Origin of the sequence: Actinomadura chokoriensis (genome assembly GCF_041463665.1) — a bacterium.
GTDB lineage: Bacteria > Actinomycetota > Actinomycetes > Streptosporangiales > Streptosporangiaceae > Spirillospora > Spirillospora chokoriensis_A.
Genome location: NZ_JAXCEJ010000005.1, coordinates 76,349 through 94,380, shown reverse-complemented (window position 1 = coordinate 94,380; position 18,032 = coordinate 76,349). Strand labels below are relative to the sequence as shown.

The 18,032-nt window shown below is 69.5% G+C and carries 18 protein-coding genes; 15 read left to right on the top strand and 3 right to left on the bottom strand.

The window, feature by feature from the left end; genetic code table 11:
• Window positions 1-459 precede the first annotated feature (459 nt).
• The 12 genes from SM418_RS10910 to SM418_RS10855 all read left to right on the top strand — a co-directional run bounded on the left by SM418_RS10910 (window position 460) and on the right by SM418_RS10855 (window position 15,311).
• Entirely contained in the window at window positions 460-1,710 is a 1,251-nt protein-coding gene (locus SM418_RS10910; RefSeq protein WP_371940724.1) for a pentapeptide repeat-containing protein, read from the top strand.
• 240 nt (window positions 1,711-1,950) lie between these two features.
• A complete protein-coding gene (locus SM418_RS10905) occupies window positions 1,951-2,199 on the top strand; it encodes a hypothetical protein (RefSeq protein WP_371940725.1) in 249 nt (82 codons plus the stop codon).
• Between the two features lie 277 nt (window positions 2,200-2,476).
• The gene (locus tag SM418_RS10900) at window positions 2,477-2,851 is read left to right on the top strand and encodes a type II toxin-antitoxin system RelE/ParE family toxin (protein ID WP_371940726.1); all 375 of its coding nucleotides are present in this window, start codon (window positions 2,477-2,479) and stop codon (window positions 2,849-2,851) included.
• Entirely contained in the window at window positions 2,848-3,177 is a 330-nt protein-coding gene (locus tag SM418_RS10895) for a helix-turn-helix domain-containing protein (protein WP_371940727.1), read from the top strand. Before SM418_RS10900 ends, SM418_RS10895 begins: the two co-directional genes overlap by 4 nt.
• A gap of 12 nt (window positions 3,178-3,189) precedes the next feature.
• The gene (locus SM418_RS10890) at window positions 3,190-3,624 is read left to right on the top strand and encodes a site-specific integrase (protein WP_371940728.1); all 435 of its coding nucleotides are present in this window, start codon (window positions 3,190-3,192) and stop codon (window positions 3,622-3,624) included.
• A 100-nt stretch (window positions 3,625-3,724) separates the two neighbouring features.
• Complete coding sequence (locus tag SM418_RS10885) at window positions 3,725-5,290, top strand: TIGR02677 family protein (protein ID WP_371940729.1); 1,566 nt, start codon at window positions 3,725-3,727, stop codon at window positions 5,288-5,290.
• Window positions 5,287-6,504, top strand: a complete 1,218-nt coding sequence (locus SM418_RS10880; protein ID WP_371940730.1) for a TIGR02678 family protein — start codon at window positions 5,287-5,289, stop codon at window positions 6,502-6,504. Before SM418_RS10885 ends, SM418_RS10880 begins: the two co-directional genes overlap by 4 nt.
• Entirely contained in the window at window positions 6,501-10,628 is a 4,128-nt protein-coding gene (locus SM418_RS10875; protein WP_371940731.1) for a TIGR02680 family protein, read from the top strand. The genes SM418_RS10880 and SM418_RS10875 overlap by 4 nt, the downstream gene beginning before the upstream one ends.
• A gap of 2 nt (window positions 10,629-10,630) precedes the next feature.
• Window positions 10,631-11,902, top strand: coding sequence for a TIGR02679 family protein (locus SM418_RS10870; RefSeq protein ID WP_371940732.1), 1,272 nt, complete (start codon window positions 10,631-10,633; stop codon window positions 11,900-11,902).
• A 457-nt stretch (window positions 11,903-12,359) separates the two neighbouring features.
• Complete coding sequence (locus SM418_RS10865; RefSeq protein WP_371940733.1) at window positions 12,360-12,848, top strand: hypothetical protein; 489 nt, start codon at window positions 12,360-12,362, stop codon at window positions 12,846-12,848.
• A gap of 653 nt (window positions 12,849-13,501) precedes the next feature.
• The gene (locus SM418_RS10860) at window positions 13,502-14,563 is read left to right on the top strand and encodes a TIGR03118 family protein (RefSeq protein ID WP_371940734.1); all 1,062 of its coding nucleotides are present in this window, start codon (window positions 13,502-13,504) and stop codon (window positions 14,561-14,563) included.
• A gap of 181 nt (window positions 14,564-14,744) precedes the next feature.
• On the top strand, window positions 14,745-15,311 hold the full coding sequence (locus SM418_RS10855) for a formylglycine-generating enzyme family protein (RefSeq protein WP_371966063.1): 567 nt from the start codon (window positions 14,745-14,747) through the stop codon (window positions 15,309-15,311).
• Window positions 15,312-15,345: 34 nt separating this feature from the next.
• On the opposite strand, the gene SM418_RS10850 is transcribed toward SM418_RS10855, so the two are convergent.
• Window positions 15,346-15,507 (bottom strand): helix-turn-helix domain-containing protein, encoded by a 162-nt coding sequence (locus SM418_RS10850; protein WP_371966062.1) that lies wholly within the window; start codon window positions 15,505-15,507, stop codon window positions 15,346-15,348.
• A gap of 210 nt (window positions 15,508-15,717) precedes the next feature.
• Between SM418_RS10850 and SM418_RS10845 the strand changes: the two genes are divergently transcribed.
• Window positions 15,718-16,146 carry a RidA family protein gene (locus tag SM418_RS10845; RefSeq protein WP_371940737.1) on the top strand — a complete coding sequence of 143 codons (429 nt, stop codon included), beginning with the start codon at window positions 15,718-15,720 and terminating at the stop codon, window positions 16,144-16,146.
• Between the two features lie 117 nt (window positions 16,147-16,263).
• Here the strand turns inward: SM418_RS10845 and SM418_RS10840 are convergent, their stop codons facing one another.
• A complete protein-coding gene (locus tag SM418_RS10840; RefSeq protein WP_371940738.1) occupies window positions 16,264-16,569 on the bottom strand; it encodes an SCO4225 family membrane protein in 306 nt (101 codons plus the stop codon).
• Window positions 16,570-16,884: 315 nt separating this feature from the next.
• Between SM418_RS10840 and SM418_RS10835 the strand changes: the two genes are divergently transcribed.
• Both SM418_RS10835 and SM418_RS10830 read left to right on the top strand, forming a co-directional pair.
• Window positions 16,885-17,079 carry a DUF6461 domain-containing protein gene (locus tag SM418_RS10835; RefSeq protein WP_371940739.1) on the top strand — a complete coding sequence of 65 codons (195 nt, stop codon included), beginning with the start codon at window positions 16,885-16,887 and terminating at the stop codon, window positions 17,077-17,079.
• Window positions 17,080-17,118: 39 nt separating this feature from the next.
• A complete protein-coding gene (locus SM418_RS10830) occupies window positions 17,119-17,571 on the top strand; it encodes a MarR family winged helix-turn-helix transcriptional regulator (RefSeq protein WP_371940740.1) in 453 nt (150 codons plus the stop codon).
• 23 nt (window positions 17,572-17,594) lie between these two features.
• Here SM418_RS10830 and SM418_RS10825 read toward each other — a convergent pair whose 3' ends face one another.
• Window positions 17,595-18,026 carry a PPOX class F420-dependent oxidoreductase gene (locus tag SM418_RS10825; protein WP_371940741.1) on the bottom strand — a complete coding sequence of 144 codons (432 nt, stop codon included), beginning with the start codon at window positions 18,024-18,026 and terminating at the stop codon, window positions 17,595-17,597.
• Between the last annotated feature and the right edge of the window lie 6 nt (window positions 18,027-18,032).

Sequence of the window (18,032 nt, the reverse complement as noted above, 5' to 3'; positions counted from 1 at the left end):
CTCGCCGTTCGCGCGGGCGCACCCTCCGGGACGGACGTGCGTGCCAACGGGGGTGCTAACGGAGCCCCGGCTGACGGCGGTCACGGGGCTGCGCCACTGCCCAGCCACCGACCCCAAGAGCAAGGGCACAAGCAATCCCCCGGCGCGGGGACGCTGCAAGCTAGGTTGTAAGTAGGGATCCCCCTAACCCGAAACCTGTCGAGGGGGCGACGGCCAGAAGCCGTTAGCGCCGCCCTGCGGGCGTCACTCCGTGATGGCTACACCGTCTTGACATAACCAGCCCACCGCAAGGTACTGGTCTCCTCGGGGTGGGGGGAGAAGGCTGAGACAGCAGGGGCACCGCTGCACGCCTGGGGACCTACAGAGTCGCGCTCCTAGTGAGTTCAGTTGTCTGGGCGTGGACGGCGGTTTTCCGAAAGTCCTACCGGCGTGGTGGTGGTGTCTCTAGCATCGGGCTCCATGGGACGGCGCAAGCAAACACCGGAGTACCGGCCGATCAAGGACGCGCACAAGACGCTGGGCTTGTGGTCAATTCGCAGGGCGCTGACATTCGCGTTCACCGCTGCGGTGGTGTTGTTGGTTGCGGCGTGGTTCCTGCTGCTGTGGCTGCTGGGATCACCAACCCACGCCGAACCCATGCCGCTCGACACCAAAGACGTCCTGGAGCTACTCAAACTCGTCTTCGCCCTAGTCGCTGGAGTTGGTGCCCTGGTCGCCTTGGTCACCGCATACCGCCGCCAACGCGTCGATGAGGCCGCCGGCGAACGTGCCGAACGCGTCCAAGCCCACGTCGAATACGGCCAAGCCGTCGAGTTGCTCGGCCATGACAAAGCCGCCGTCCGACTGGGCGGGCTGTATTCCCTGGAACGGCTGGCCCAAGACCACCCCTATTATCGACAGACAGTCACCGATGTTGTGTGCTCCTACCTTCGGATGCCCTTCAAATCACCATTCACCGACCACGGCGGCCAGGCTGATCGGTCTAGGCAACCCGATGACCACACCCCCCATGACCCAGAAACTAGCGATGCACCATTGCAGGAACTTCAGGTGCGTCTCACTGCGCAACGACTGCTGAAACGCCACCTAACCATAACCTCACCCGATCAAGAACCCCCTCCCACCTACTGGGGCGGCATCAACATTGACCTCACCGGTGCCCACCTTGTCGACTTCGAGTTCACGCATTGCCGTCCAAGAGAGGCCAGGTTCCTCGAAGCTCATTTCAATGGGGTTTCCGTATTCGATGGGGCGCACTTTGACGGGCCCGTCTGGTTCAACAGAGCCCTGTTTAGCGGGTCCGCCAGTTTCATGGGGGCCCGCTTCAGTGGAATCACAGGGTTTTTCAAGGTTCGCTTTGGCGAAACCTCATTCGACCTGGTCAATTTTGGCGAAATCGCCATGTTTGCCATGTCTCACTTCAATGGAAATGTAGAATTCTTCGGAGCTCACTTTGAGAATGATGCCTTTTTTGACAACATTCACTGCAAAGGGGATGCTTCGTTCAAGAATGCGCAGTTTGGTCGACAAGTCCACTTCCGCGAGGCACGTTTCGGGGGGACCGCTAGCTTCGAAGAGGCCCACTTCAGAGACGAACCCGACTTCGCCGAAGCTGTAGCGAGCTATCCGAATGATGACCACGTATGGCCGAGATGCTGGCGCGCGCAGGCAATTGCCGGTGACGCAGCTCAGCTCACCCGCTGTTCCTGACTTCCCGACGGCTGTGCCGAATACTTGCCGGAGTTCGACGGCCTGTGTGCGAAGGCGCAGGTCAGGGGAGTTTGGCGGTGGGACTGTAAATCCGTCGGCTCGCTACAGGCTGAGATCAAGGTGCTGACGCGGCGCTTCCGGTGCTCGGGCCGTGGTCGGCCCTGCGCACCGAATCGACTTGTCCTCTGCCTATGCGGCCTCTCGCCATACGCTGACGGTCGGCCCGGTTACCATCGATGCATGGACGCGGTGGAGGTGAGTGGGCAGGCCTGGCGGGACCAGGTGCGCCAGCGGGGAACCGTCGAGCAGGACCGGGTGGCCTTGGCTCGTCTCATCGAGTACGACGCCGACCCGTTCGAGGTCGAGTTGTACGAGCTGGCAGCCGACCCCCGAACGCTGCTCATCGACCGTGCCCAGCGACGCCGCGCCGGACAGCACGAGCGGCACGTCCGACGACTGAAGGACCGAGGTCGCCGGGCCGACAGGTGACGACAGCCCTGACGACAACGACGGCAACCAAAGCCCACCACGGGCGCACGTCGGGCACCGTCCGACCTCGGTAGGAACCGTGGCGGCAGGGTGGTTGCTACTTCTGAAAAGCGGAAGGTCGGCGGTTCGACCCCGCCCCTGCCCACACAGTTGACCAGCAAAAACGCCCCGGAGCCATGAGGCCCGGGGCGTTGTGTTTGACGGCAACGGACGTCACCAGGAAGCGGGCGGTCAGCTCCGCAGTATGAGCTAGAGGTTATATTGGTGGGGGTGGGGGGTGCCCTGGGATGTCATCCTCCTCGAACCGGTCGAGAGCTGGTTCCTCAAGCTGTGTGAATCCGAGCTGGACACAGCTGCCTTGATCGAGCAGGCCATCGACAGGTTGGCCGAGGTCGGGCCGACGTTAGGACGGCCGCTCGTCGACACCCTGGAACACAGCGAGATGCGCAACCTCAAGGAGCTGCGGCCCGGCAGCCGAGGACGATCGGAGATCCGCATGCTGTTCGTCTCTGACCCAGACCGTGCCGCGATCTTCCTGGTGGCCGGAGACAAGGCCGGGCAGTGGTCACGCTGGTACGACGAGGCGAGCCCACTGGCCGAGGCCCGCTACGCCGAGTACCGGGCAGCGAAGGACAAGGAGAGCGGACGATGAGCACCGGACGCCGCTGGCAGGACATCAAGGCCGAAGCACACCGCCGCAACCCTGAGCTGGCGGATCCCGAGCGCCAGGCCCAGGCACGCGCCGAACTGGACGCCTACGTCGCCGGCCACCACCTCAAGGAACTTCGCAAGGCCATCGGCAAGACGCAAGCCGAGGTCGCCCAGATCCTGGGGGTCTCCCAGTCCCGCGTCTCCCAGATCGAAAACGGCAACCTTGAAGCCATGGAACTGGAGACGCTCCGCGCTTACGCCACCGCGCTCGGCGGGCACGTCGACATCACCGTCAGCGTCGGTCCCCACTCAATCAAAGTCGCCTGACAACACCGGCCGGTGACGGCAACCCTGACGGCAACGTCAGTAACCAAGCGGCACCACGTCACCGCCGACGACGTCCGCGCCTGGACGGTCTGGCTGCTCAACACCTACTCCGACAGCAACGCCACCAACCGATACCGGGCGCTGCAGCAGTTCTTCAAGTGGTGGTCCTCCGACGAAGAGCTGCCCAACCCCATGGCGAAGCTCCGCCCTCCCGCCGTCGGCGAGAAGGTCGTCCCCGTCTTCACCGGCGAAGAGCTCACCAAGCTCCTCAAGCACTGCGAAGGGAAGACCTTCACACAGCGCCGCGACTTCGCCACCTGTCGCTGTTCAAGGCGACCGGCCTGCGGCTGCCCGAACGGCTGGTCATCACCCCAGATGCTCCGCCGCTACGGCCGCCGAGCCGCCAGCACCCGAAGCCCATCCGCACCTACGACCGGGCTAAGGTGATACTCGTCCACAGAGCAGTGCCCCGCCCCAGCCGACGACCCGGCAGCGGCGACGGCGGCGCGGCTTGGACTGGGGAGAGCGCGGCCGACCGGGGGATGTGATGGAGCCGCAGACCGCGAGACCGTTCGCGCATCTCGACACGCCGCTGTCGGGCACCTACCGGCGGGTCATGGGCGTCTTCGTGCAGAACAAGCGGCGGTTCGTCGTCCATCTGAGACCCGAGGACGTGGCCGAGGCGCTGCGCCGCGACGGTGGTTCCGGGCTGTCGCAGGAGACGGTCGACAAGGCGCTGGGCAGCCTGGCCGAGTGGGGGAACCTGCGCGCCGATCCCGACACGAGCCGGGTGACCACGGTCGAGGACTTCTACCGGGCCCGGCACCTCTACCAGCTCAGCCGTGAGGGCGAGGCCGCGGAGCGGGCGCTGGAGGTGTACGAGCAGGAGATCGGTCGCCGCGGAGAGCTTCAGGCAGTCGCGCTGGAGGACATCCGCGTGCGGTTGCGGGCATTGCGCGATCTGCCCGGGCATCCCGACCCGCCCGTCGTCCACAACCTGCTCCTGGAGCTGATGGGCCGGCTGGACAGCCTCGCCGCGAACGCGAGCGCATTCATGGGCGGGTTGCAGCGCACCATCGAACTCCAGGACGTCGACGAGGAGGCGTTCCTGGCCTACAAGGACCGGCTCATCGCCTATCTCGAAAGGTTCGTTTCCGAGCTGGTCGTCAAGCACCACGACATCGCCACGACGTTGCGAGCGCTGCCGCCCGAGCGTGTGGCGGACCTGCTCGCGACTGCCGCGGGGCGCGAGGCCGCCGACGCCGTGCCGGACGAAGCGACGAGACCGGCGGCCGAGGAGGCGCCGTCCGCCACCGTGAGCGCCGCCACCGGGGAGAAGTTGGCCGCCTGGGAGAACCGCTGGTCAGGCCTGTGGTCATGGTTCGTGGGCGGGCGCGGCCACCCGTGCCAAGCCGATCTGCTCCGGACCCGGGCGCGCAAGGCGATCCCGGATCTGCTCGCCACGATCAGCGTGCTGCAGGAGCGCCGTGCCGGACGCAGCGACCGGTCCTCGGACTTCCGTGCGCTGGCCCGGTGGTTCGCCCAGTCCCCCACGGAGCACGACGCGCACCGCCTGTGGCGGGCGGCGTTCGGGCTCTCGACCGCGCGGCACCTCACCGCGGAACCGGGGGCCGCGATCGCCGAGGTGCCCGCCGCCACGAGTTGGCTGGAGGCTCCGCGCGTCGAAGTGTCGGCACGGCTGCGGGCCGCCGGTCACTACGCCAAGCGCGGCGCGCCGAAACGGGTTCGCGACCGGACCGTCGAGCGCGAGTCGCTGGCCCGGGAGGTGGCCGCCGAGCGGGAGCAGACCGAGGCGGCACGCCGCCGGCTGGCGACCGGGCGGGCGGTCCTGCTGAGCGAGATCGCCGTCCTGGACCGCCAGGAGTTCGCCCTGTTCCTGCGGCTGCTGGGCGACGCGCTGGCGGCCGGCCCACCCGGGCCGGACGGGGCGATCCGCACGCGCACTTCCGACGGCGCGCTGGCGGTGACCCTGAAACCGGTCGGCGGCCTGGCCGAGGTCGAGACCGAGGACGGTGTGCTGCGCGGCCCCGACCACGAGATCACCATCGTTGACCTCATGACCGGCCCGGAACCGATGGCCGTCCGCTCGTGACGGGCGCGTTGACCGACGTCCTGGACGCCCAGCGGGACGAGGAGCGGCGCCGCGCCGTCCGGATCCTGCTGCGCACACCGCTGCTCACGCCGCGCGACGCCGAGTACGCCCTCGTGCGCCGGCACGCCGGGTACCTGGCCCAGTGGTTCGCGCGGGAGGCGGGCTGGTCGCTGCACACCGACCCCGGTGTCGCCCGGCTCCGCAAGGTCCCCGGTGACCTCGGCGACGGGAGCCGCGCCGCCCGGGTCCGCGACGGCGGGGCGCGTGCCCGGGAGCCGTTCAGCCGGCGCCGCTACGTGCTGGCATGTCTGGCGCTGGCCGCACTGGAGCGTGCGGAGGCCCAGGTCACGCTCGGCTGGCTGGTGGACCGGGTCGTCGTGCTCGCCGCCGACGAGGAGATCGCCCGCGCCGGCGTCGCCTTCACCATGGAGGACCGGGACGAGCGCGGCGACCTGGTCGCAGTGGCGCAGCTGCTCCTGTCGCTGGGCGCGCTGGTGAAGGTGGCCGGTGACGAGCAGGCGTTCGTCAACCGGAGCGGCGATGCCCTGTACGACGTGGACCGCCGCGTGCTGGCGGTGCTGCCGGTGACGCGGCGCGGCCCTTCACTGGTGGACGCCCGCGAACACGATGAGAGACTCACCGCGATCACCGAGGACCTCCTGCCCGACACCGACGACGGCCGCAACCGGATGATTCGCCACGCCCTCACCCGGCGCCTGCTGGACGACCCGGTGCTCTACTACACCGACCTGTCCCCTGAGCAGCGCGCCTACCTCGACATGCAGCGCGGTCCGCTGCTGAAGCGGCTGACGGAGGCGACCGGATTCCTGGCGGAGGTCCGGGCCGAGGGCATCGCGCTGATCGACCCGACCCGCGAGGCGACCGACTTCGGGATGCCGGAGGAGGGCACTGAGGGGCACGCGACGCTGCTGCTGGCCGAATTCCTCTCCGACCGGCTGCGAGCGGGTGCGCGGGCCGTGGCGATCGAGGCGGCGGAGCAGCGCATGGTCGAACTCATCCGCGAGCACAAGGCGCACTGGCGCAAGAACGTCCGCGATCCCGGCGCCGAACGTGCGCTGACCGCCCATGCCCTGCACCGGCTGTCCGCTCTCGGGCTGGTGCGGCTGGCCGCCGAAGACGTGGTGCCGTTGCCGGCACTGGCCCGCTTCGGGTATCTCGAAGCCACCATCATCGGGAAGAGGAAAGAGCCATGACGGCTACCGCCGGTTCGGACGCGACCGGTGCGTCCGCGGCCCCGGACGCACCGGCGGAGTTGCCGGTGGCCCGCGCCGCGCGATGGCAGCCTCTGCGCACAGGCCTGGTCGACCTGTTCTACTACGACCACCAGGAGTTCTGGTTTCGTGACGGCCGAGTGCTGTTCCGCGGCAATAACGGCACCGGCAAGTCCAAGGTGCTGGCTCTGACGCTCCCGTTCCTGCTGGACGGCGACCTGACTCCCAGCCGTGTCGAGCCCGACGGTGACCGGGGCAAGCGGATGGAGTGGAACCTGCTTCTCGGCGGCCGCTACGACGAGCGGCTGGGGTACACGTGGCTGGAGTTCGGCCGGATCACCGAGGACGGAGAACGCGCCTACCTCACCGTCGGCGTGGCGCTGAAGGCGGTCGCCGGACGCGGCATCGCCGACCGCTGGTTCTTCGTGACCTCGCAGCGGGTCGGCCATGACCTGTTCCTCATCGGGTCCGGGGGTGCCGCGCTCACCCGGGACCGGCTCACCGAGGCGATCGGGTTGCACGGCCGGGTCACCCAGCGCGCCGAACGCTATCGGCGGATGCTGGACGAACACCTGTTCCATCTGGGCGAGGAGCGCTACGACGCGCTGATCAATCTGCTCATCCAGCTCCGGCAGCCCCAGTTGTCCAAACGCCCCGACGAGAAGCGCCTCTCGGCGGCCTTGTCGGACGCCCTCACGCCGCTCGACCAGGCGGTGCTGAGCGACATCGCGACCGCGTTCCACGACCTGGAGCAGCAGCGCGCGGAACTGACCGGCCTGCGCGACACCCGCCGCCACGTGGCCCGCTTCGTCGACCGGTACCGCCGCTACGCCTCGGTCGCCGCGCGCCGGCAGGCCCGCGAACTGCGCACGGCCCACAGCGCGTACGAGGCCGCGCAGCGCTCCCTCGCCGGAGTGCGCGAGGAGATCGAGCGCGCCGGACGGGAGGAGGCGGAGGCCGCCGAACTTCTGGAGACGGCCCGCGTCGAGCACGCCGAGCAGACGGCGGTCCGTGAGGAGCTCCAGTCCGACCCTCGGCTGAAGAACCTCGCGGACGCCCAGCGGTACGCCGAGCAGGCCGAGCAGGACGCGGCGAGGGCCCGGCAGACCGCCGAGCGGACCGAGAGGACACGGTCGGAGCGGAAGGCCCGGCACGACAAGGCCACGAAGGCGGCCGAGCACAGCGCCGCGGCCCTGACCGAGGCGCGTCTCCCCCTCGCCGCCGCCGCGGAGCTCGCCGGGATCTCCGGCCCGCACTCCGGCATCGCCTTCGACCCGGCCGAGGAGGCGACACTGATTGCCGCGGAACGGGAGATGGTACGCCTTGCCGAGGGCCGCGCCGAGGCCGTCGCGCATGTGACGCGGCTGGCCGGGAAGGCGGCGCGCGCTGAAGCCGAGCTGGCTCAGGCGCGGCGGGTTCTCGGGGAGCGCGAGGCCGATCGGGACGCCGCCGCCGACACTCTCGGCGAAGCCCAGGACGCGCTGGCGAACGAGGCGGAGCGGCACATCGGGCAGTGGCGCGACTACGGTCGCTCGCTCACCGAGCTGACCGCCCCCGACCCGGCCGACGTCGATCTGGAGGGCTGGGCGGAGACCCTGGAGGGCCCGCATCCGCTACTGGCCGCGCTCCGGGCCGCGACCGAGGAGGCCCACCGCACCCTGGCCACCGAGCGCGCGGCCGCCGACACCGCCCTGCGGACCGCCGAAGCCGACCTGCACGAACTGACCTCCGAGCGGGAACGCCTGGAAGCGGGCGTCATCGACCGTCCGATCGTCCCCCACACGCGCGGCGCGGGCATCCGCACCGGTCCCGGGGCGGCGCTCTGGCAGGTCGTAGACTTCTCCGACGACCTGACCACCGGCGAGCGCGCGCGCCTGGAGGCGGCGCTGGAGGCCTCCGGCCTGCTGGACGCGTGGATCACCCCCGAGGGCGCACTGCTGGACCGCGACGCCCACGACGTGGTCGTCCAGGCGGGGAGCACCGCCGACCGGCCGCTCACCGCGGCTCTCACCGTCGCGATCGACCCCGATGACGTCCAGGCCGCGGCACTGGCACCCGACACCGTGTCGGCCGTACTGGCAGGCATCGGGCTGGGCGAGCAGGACGCCCCCGGCTGGGTGGACACCGCAGGCCGCTGGGGTGTCGGTCCGCTGCGTGGAGCCTGGTCCAAAGAGGCCGCCGGCTTTGTCGGAGCGGGCGCCCGTGAAGAGGCGCGCCGCCGCCGGCTGGCGGAACTGGCCGAGCTCATCGCCACCGCCGAGCGCGCCGTCGCCGGGGCCCGCGCGGCCGTCGATTCCGTCGAACGCCGCCGTGACATGCTGGCCGCCGAGCTGCGTCGCGTACCGGACGACCAACCGCTTCGCGATGCGCACAGCGCCGTCACCGGCGCGGCCGGGCAACTGGAGAAGGCACGGTCCCGTGTGGACAAGGCGACCGAGGACGCCAACTGGGCCGGACGCGACCACGCCGCAGCCGTCGCCGAACGCGACCAGGCCGCAGACGACGTCGGCCTACCCGCCGAGCCGGACGGCCTCGCCACCGTCGGGGCGGCGCTGGCGGACTACCGGCGTGCGACGTCGGCTCTGCTCGCGGCCGCGCGACGGCACGCCGACCGCCTCGCCGAGCTGACGACCTGGACCGAGGAGCTCGCCTCCGCGGCCGCGGAGGCCGCGGAGGCCGGCGACCAGGCGCGCGCCGCCGAGGTCCGCGCGGCGCAGGAGCGCGGCCGGCTGGAGACCTTGCGCGAGTCGATCGGGGCGTCCGTCGAGGAGCTGCGCCGACGGCTCCAGGACACCAGGCGACGCATCGCCGAACTCGATGCCGAACTCCGCCGTCTGGAGGGCGAGGAACGCCGGGCAGGGCAGGCGCACGCCAAGGCACAAGGACGCGAGGAGCAGCTCACCGAGCAGCTGACCGAGGCCGGAGGCCGCCGGGAGAGCGCCGTCACCGAACTGCGGCGATTCGCCGCGACCGGCCTGCTTGCGCTCGCCTGCGACGTGGAGATTCCCGGCACCGGCGACGCCTGGGCGGCCGACCCCGCGGTCCGGCTCGCGCGCCGCGCCGAGGAGCGCCTGCGCGACGTCGATGACGGGGACGATGCCTGGCGCCGCGTCCAGGACGAGATCACCCGCCACTACTCCGACCTGTCGGAGGCGCTCTCGCGGCACGGGCACCACGCGGTGGCGGGCCTGGACGACTGGTTCGTGGTCACCATCCAGTTCCAGGGCCGCGAGCGCGCCCCCGCCGAGCTGACCGAGCTGCTGGACGGCGAGATCGACTACCGCGAGCGGATGCTGACCGCCAAGGAACGCGACCTGCTCGAAGAACACCTGATCAACGACGTCGCCAGCCATCTCCAAGAGCTCATCACGGAGGCGGAGGCGCAGGTCGGGTTCATGAACGCCGAGTTGGAGGAGCGTCCCACCTCCACGGGCATGCGGCTGCGGTTGCGCTGGGAGCCAAGTCCGGACGGCCCCGCCGGGCTCGCCGAGGCCCGCGCCCGGCTGCTCCGGCAGAACGCCGACCTGTGGTCGCCCGCCGACCGCGGGGCCGTCGGCGACTTCCTGCAGCGCGAGATCGAGCGGGTCCGCGCCGAGGACGAGCACGGCACCTGGCAGGAGCACCTGCGCCGGGCGCTGGACTACCGATCCTGGCACCGCTTCGTCATCGAGCGGTACCAGGACGGCCGATGGCGCAGCGCGGTCGGACCGGCCTCCGGCGGTGAGCGCGTGCTGACGGTGTCGCTGCCGCTGTTCGCCGCCGCGTCGGCGCACTACCGCTCCGCCCACCCGCATGCGCCGCGCATGGTGGCACTGGACGAGGCGTTCGCCGGCGTGGACGACGACGCCCGCGCCAAGTGCCTCGGTCTTCTCACCACCTTCGATCTGGACGTGGTGATGACCTCCGAACGTGAGTGGGGCTTCTACGCGACCGTCCCTGGCCTGGCCGCGCATCACCTGGTCCGCCGCGACGGTGTGGACGCCGTCCACGTCACCACCTGGGAATGGGACGGCCGCGAACCGATCCGCGTCGAACGCCGCACCGCGATCCGGCCTCCCGCGCCGCGCGCACCTGAGCCCGGTCCGGATACCGAAGGGCTGTTCTGACGGTGTCCGCGGCCGTCGATCTTCCCCGGCTGCGCCGGACGCTCGGCGATCCGGAGTTGGCCCGGCTGGTCGCGGCGCTCGCTCGCAGGATCGAGCTGGGGCGGACGCTGAGCGGGCGGCTGATCCTGTCGCGGCCGTCCGAGGCCGAACTGCGCGCGATCCGCGCCCTGCTGGGCTCCGGCCGAGCCGGAGTGCGAGGCGGCTCGGTCGCCGTCCCCCTGGACAGGGTCGCCGCGACGCTGGCCCAAGCCGCGATCGCACCCGACCTGCATTCCGCCGTGCAGGCCCTGGCGGGGCCGATCACACCGCGAGCCGTGGCGGCGGCCGCCGAGGAGACGGCACGGGACGCGGCGGAACGGGCACTGGTGGCGGGGCGGCATGCCGGAACGGCCTGGTACCGGGCGTGGGCTGAGGCATTGACCACCGACGGGACGCTCACCCGGCTGATCCACCGCGGCGACACCGCGCTGATCGGCGCGGCCGTCTCCGTCCTTGATCTGCTGCCCGCCCCCGGCAGCCCGCTGCCGGTCATCGCCGAACGCGCCACCGGAGACACCAAGGCGCTGTCCGGCACGCCGCTCGCCGGGCTGGTCCAGCGAGCCCTCGTCCACCGCGCGCAGGCCGACCAGCCGCGTGGCGCAGAAGCCGAACGGGCCCTCTGGGAATCCGTAGGCGTCATCATCGACGACCTCTCCAGCCAGGTCCTGGTCCTCGGCCTCGCCGCGGACGGCGAAGGTCCCCTGGCCGATTGGCTGACTCAGGCAGCCGCCCGGCGTACGCCCTTCCGGATCACTCTGCACCAACTCGTCACCATGCCGATCGAGCGGTCCGCCACGGTCGTGCACGTCTGCGAGAACCCGTCGGTGCTGCGCGCTGCCGTCTCCGCTCCGGTCGCCATGCCGCTGATCTGCACAGAGGGAATTCCCTCGGCGGCCTGCAACCGGCTGCTGACGTCCATCGCCGGAACCGGTGCGCAGATCCGCTGGCGCGGCGACTTCGACTGGACCGGTCTGCGCACCACCGCCTCCGCAATCGACCGCTACGGCGCCGAACCCTGGCGAATGTCCACCGCCGACTACGAAACTGCTCTGGCCGCCGGAGACTCCGAGCCCCTGCGCGGCTCCCCCGCATCCAGCCCTTGGGACCCCGTCCTGGCCGCACGGATGCGCCGGGCGGGCCGCGCTGTCATGGAGGAGCGGCTGGTGCCCCTGCTGCTCTCCGATCTCTCGGAGACTGCGCCAGGTGGGCCTGCCGTGAACATCTCGGCGACCTGAGCCAGAGGCATGACCGCCGCATGCATTGGATAGCCGTCAGGTAACACAGCGCGGTAGTCTGACGGAAACACAATCCGCTTATCGGCTTCTCGCTCGTGAGCGGCCTGGGTTTTCGCAGGTCAGTACAGCGCTCAGACGTTGTGACCTGAAAAGCGGAAGGTCGGCGGTTCGACTCCGCCCCTGCCCATGTCTCCAAGCAGCAGCAAGAAGTGCTCGACCTGCAAGAACAGGTCCGGGCGCTTCTCTCGTCTGTCCGGCTGTGTCCGACCGTCACCGGCCCTCGGCGAGCGTCTGGGCCGATATCTGCTCCACGGAAAGGGTCGGAGTCAAGTACGTCCAGGCAGCGAAACGGTTGGCAGCCCGGCAGACCACACGAACGCCGGGGACTCACGGCCCGAGCCTTCAAGCGACGGGTCACAAGCTGCGCGCGGTCGCCGGGTGGGAAGGGTTCAGGGGCGTGGCGAGCTTCCAAACGCTGTGGGAGCACGAGAACGGCAACATGTACCCAGGCCCGCACTTCCGGCGCGCCAACTGGCTTTTGTACGAGGCCACCGAGCCCGAGTCGAGCTTTCGTCTCCCGCTCCCGGCCGAGGAGGCCGGAGACCCCGCCCTCCCGTTGCCCGGCCCGCTGAGCCCCGCCGCCGAGGAGGCAGCCGACACGATCTCGCAGGGGGGTTGGCTCTCCGACCAGACCCAGGACCCCGCCGCCGCTGAAGGCCCGCGTTGTGAACGCATGGCGAGGCCAAGCCACGAGCGGCAGCATCGCGAACGACCACACTCGTCCTGGTCGGCGGATACCCCGGATCGGACAAGACCGAGTTCACGCGCTTTCTCACGACATTTCGGGCTGGCCTTCCTGAACAAGGGCCCCCTGACGCCACGCCTCACCGAACGCCTATCAACCTCGCTCGACGGCGACCCGCACGACCGCCACACCGACCTTTAGGTGAACGAGGTCAGATCCCTTGAATATGAATGCCTCAATCGCGAGCAGGATGCACAAAATCAGAAACAAATTGGTGCATGACAAAGAGGGAACGCTTTCGAGGTATGCACCCCTTGTGCATGACACTGATCTAGCCCGCGGGATCCCTCTCGTGAGATTCATAGCGATCGCGGGGTCTAGTCTAGCGGCCGGTCAATCTAGCAATGGAGGATTACTGCAAAGGTCTAGATATCTGACGCCCCCACCGAGACTCGGTGCGAGCGCATCAATCTCCTGGCCCGCGCGCCGATCCCATACGCCGACACGATGACTGACGTCCGAGACGATCGCTGCAGCGGGGCTTCCGGTGCTCTGACCGTGGACAGCCTGTGCTCCGATTCCCCTTTCCCTGATTCCTGCAGTTCAGCCCGCGAGTTGGGTGTCCGGACGGGCCGAGTTGGTTGTTCCATCTCATGAGGTCGGTTCCCCGGGCTCGGGTGTACCGGGCGGTGCACCGATCGACCTGAACGTAAAGCGGCCGTCGTTGTTGGTCAGGATTCCGTCGCGTGGTGCGGCAGCCGGGTTCGCCGAACCTGCCCGGGGTAATGATCGCCGCGGTCCCTCCAGACCGGCTGGTCGATTCAGGGGAGATCTGAATGCGAAGACTTCTAGCTATGCTCACGGCCGTCCTTGCCCTGCTGGCAGGAATGGCCCCGACCCGTCCCGCGTCCGCCGGAACCCCGGACCGCGCCGACGGATTGGGCTGGCGCACCCGGTTCACCGAGACCGACCTGGTCTCCGACATCCCAGGCCGGGCGCGTCTTCAGGACCCCAAGCTCGTCAACCCATGGGGCCTGGCGCTTGGCCCGACCGGGCCGCTGTGGGTCGCCAACAACGGCACCGGCGTCGCCACCGTGTACGCCGGCGGCGCGAAAGGCATCACGAAGCAGGCACTGGAAGTCACCGTCGAGGGCGGCGCGCCCACCGGAGAGGTCTTCAACGACACCGCCGACTTCGCGGTGAACGGCGCGCCGGCCAACTTCATCTTCAGCAGCGAGAGCGGCGCGATCACCGCGTGGAACCGCAACACGGGGACCACCGCGGTCCGCGTGGCAGGCGCGCCCGGCGCCATCTACAAGGGACTGGCGCTGCTGCACACCCGCCATGGGGCGTTCCTGCTGGCGACCGACTTCCACAACAGACGCATCGACGTCTTCGACGGCAGGTTCCGGCGGCTCAGGCTGCCCGGCGGGCGCTTCAATGACCCGTCGATCCCACCAGGCTTCGCTCCGTTCAACGTCGCCGTCCTCGGCGGCTCCGTGTTCGTCACCTACGCCAAGCAGGATGCGGACGCCGAGGACGACGTCCCCGGCCCCGGGCTCGGCTTCGTCGTGGAGTACCGGCGGTTCGGCCGCTCCCATCATCGCTTCGCCTCCCGCGGTCCGCTGAACGCGCCGTGGGGGCTGGTGATCGCGCCCCGATCATTCGGCGACTTCGCCGGAGACGTCCTCGTCGGCAACTTCGGCGACGGCCGGATCAACGCCTTCACCCCGCGTGGCCGTTGGCGGGGCGCGCTGCGCCGGCCAGACGGCCGCCCGATCGTGATCGACGGCCTGTGGGCGCTCCTGCGCGGGACGCCGACGACCGGTGGCACCGACGCCGTCTGGTTCTCGTCCGGCCCGAACGACGAGACGCACGGCCTCGTCGGCCTGCTGCGCAAGGCCCGCCTGCGCTGAACAGGGGCGTGACCAGCGGCTGGGCCGGCCGCTGGTCCGCCTCCGTTTCGAGGGGCCTGTTCCGCCGACTGACGCCCCGGCGCGCGGCGCCGTGGACTCCTGGAGTTGTTGCCGGCAGGTGTCCCGGTCGCTCGACCGGGTTGCGGGTCGAGGGGCGTGCCCCTTCCAGGCGCCAGTGGCGATGACCAGGCAACATGGGCGGACGTTCGTGATGAACGTATGGATCGGACATGCGGATGGGTCGCGAACCCGGCGACCGCAGTGCCACAGCTTTACCCCTGCCCCGAGGTACTTCAGTGACGGCCGCAAGATCGGCTTCACCTACTCTGGGGACGTGCTGCCTTTTCGGCTCCCCAGCGAAGCGGAGTGGGAGTACGCCGCGCGGGCCGGAACCACGACCCTGACATTTCGAGGTGACCTGGTGCCGTCCGAAACCGACCTGCTGGACCACTTCGGGGTGGAACAGCGCGTCCTGACGAGTGAGAACGCGTTCGGGCTGGCGGCCATGGGTTCACTGGGCGAGTTGTGCGCCGATACATACGTGCCCGGCTATGCCGGCGCGCCGACCGATGCGGCTCCCCGCCACGGCGACGGAGTTGGGGTGATTCGAGGCGGCGCCGCGGACATGAGTCCGTGGCAGGGATGTAACGAGTGGTTGGCCATGCTGTCTGCCGCGCGAGGCCCGCTTGACATGTTCGCCGCTGTCCGCCCCGTCCTAGACCTCCCCGCCACGGCGGTTGCCGAGTAGATCTGGTGCGTGGACACGACCTACAGACGCGTGGTCACGCACGACCTGCGGGATACAGCGAGTCGAACCCGTCGGCGTTGAAGTTGTGAATCGCGTCCCGTACCCGATCCTCGCTGGTGAACGCCACCTGAGCGATCTTGGCGACGTTCATGCCCAGGGCCGATAGCAGGATCATCTGTGCTCGCCGCCAGGTCACCACCGACCCGGTGCCGCGTCGGATGATCCGCAGCAGCCGTTGCCCTCATCGTCATCGAGTTCCCGCACCCGCACCCGCTCAGCCATGCCTGAAGTCTGAAGCGGTCACGCCCGCCGGTCCGGGAAGACGACGGGCGTGTCACGCACTCAGGACGGGGCGAACGTTGCCTGATGCGGCACTAGTAGGCCCAGTGCGCGTTAACGTGATCACGTGAGCGAGGAGCAGCGACCGAACGGCGGCGGGATTCGCCGGATCAACGCGCCGGGCCTGGCGCCCGGCCCCGGCTACAGCCACGTGGTGTCCGTGGACGTCCCGGGGCGCCTCGTCGTGGTCAGCGGCCAGATCCCCCTGGACGGCGAGGGGAACCTCGTCGGCCCCGGCGACCTGGAGGCCCAGACCCGCCAGGTGTTCACCAACCTGGAGGCCGCGCTCGCGTCCGCCGGCGCCCGATGGGAGCACGTGATCCGGCTCGGCTACTTCCTGCGCGACGCGAGCTGGGTCGGCGTGGTGCGCGCCGTCCGCACCCAGATGCTGCCGGAGGGCGTCGATCCCGCCGCGTCCCTGATCCAGGTGTCCGGGCTGGTCCGGGACGACCTGCTCATCGAGGTGGAGGCTCTTGCCGTCGTCCCCACCGCCTGATCCCTGCGGCGGTCGGGGCCGTCCACCTCGGCGCGCCGGTCTTGCGGCCTGGCCTGGCCCGTCCGGTCCCGCCACGCCGGAACACCCGTCCGGCCAGGGGCCGATCATGCGTGTTCGTCACTCATTTGCCGGTATGCCGCGCGTGATCACCCACAGCAGCCATGCCTGAACCAAGCCGCCCAGGGTCATCACGCTGAGGGGCAGCGCCGGTTCCAGTTGGTCCGACGCTCCCCCGAGCATCCAGTCCAGCATCATGTAGAGGAAATCGCCCAAGGGCATCGTGACGAGCACAAGCCCGAGCGCCGAAAGTCCGGACTCGTCAGGCCGGGAGGCAAGGACCGCATCAACCCCGGCAGCGACCACGACCAGTGCGTAGGCGACAGCGATCGATGCGGCCACACGACGGCGCAGATTCTTTGTCATACGCGTCAGTCTTCTGGAGCGAAATTGGGCCCTGCCTGAGTACCCGCACCTAGTTGCTACTCACTCGCCACTCAGGTGACTAGGAGCACGGTTGAGAGTGTCCGATCCACCAGCGCAAGCCCCGTGAGCCGGGTCACTCATTCACGCGAGACGATCTGTCGCTACGCCCTGCCGTTCGCACGAACGAGAGCTCCGGACCCACGTTGACGCCAGTCGGAATTCGAAGGGTGGCGCCAACAACGGCGTTGGATTCTCGTTCCTTGCAAGGACGGAGTTTCCTCGAACGGCGACCGTGGGTACGCGGAGATCTCAACCATGGACTCGACTGCGACCGACTATCTTTGGTTCGAGGAAGACTTCCCGGACCTTGCCGAGGCGTACTGCTTCACCCTGGTGCACCCGGTGGCCCCCTCGAAGATCCTCAAGCGTCTCTCCGGAGCCGACGAACCTGCGTTGAACGCTGCTGCCTCGCTGTACGCGCTCAGGTTCGGCGCGGAGGCTACTTCGTAGTCCGAAGTATTGCTGGCTAGGCTGGGTGCCGGAGGTGTCATGACGACGCGCGCGTTGGACGGCTTGGGCACGGCGGACGCCCTGGTGCGGCTGTCGCATCTGGTGCAGCACGTGTTCGCCGATGTCAGCAGGGAGCACGGGCTCACGCCGCAGCAGTTGCAGTTGGTGTGCATGCTCATCTCAGGACCGCTGGGGATGACGGAGCTGAGCCGCCTGATGCATCTGGAGAGGTCCAGCATGACCGGCCTGGTGGACCGGGTGGAGAAGCGGCGGCTGATCGAACGTGTGGCCGACCCGGAGGACCGGCGAGCCTGCCGCGTCGCGTTGACCGATGAGGGCGGCCAGGCCGCCACTCGGGCCCACGACGACGTGGTCGCGCGGCTGGACGCGATGACCGGGCGGCTGGAGCGCGACGCGCGGGAGGGTTTGACGTCGGCAGCGGCTCAACTCCTTGTCGCGCAGGGGTTCTCGGTGCCAGCCCGCCAGGAGTGAGAGCGGCCCGTCGAGGACTCTGGTCACGCACGCTTGTGCCCGGAGCGGCGCGAGGGCGGTCGACTGGTCTCGACGTTGCGGGGCCGGTAGGTGTCCTCGATGGTGGCGCCCTCGTGCAGCCCCCAGCTGGTGATGCGCTCGGGGAACAGCCGGATTCGGGCACCGGGATCGGAGACGGTCTCGGCGCGGCCCCGGATCTCGATCCCGCGCGGCCGCCACGGTGGCAGCACATCGTCGATGACCAGGGCGGCGCGGCCCGTACGGGCCGCGTCCCGGAACTTCTTGGACCGCACCAGGTGGCGGCCTCCGATCTCAATGAAGGTCGCCGTCGGATCGAGGGTCCAGCCGACGGGGACGACGTGCGGTGTTCCGTCCGGCCCGACCGTGGCCAGCCGTCCGAGCCGGGCCGGGGCGTCGCGCAGATAGGCCAGTTCGACGTCGCTGAAGACGTTCACAGGTTC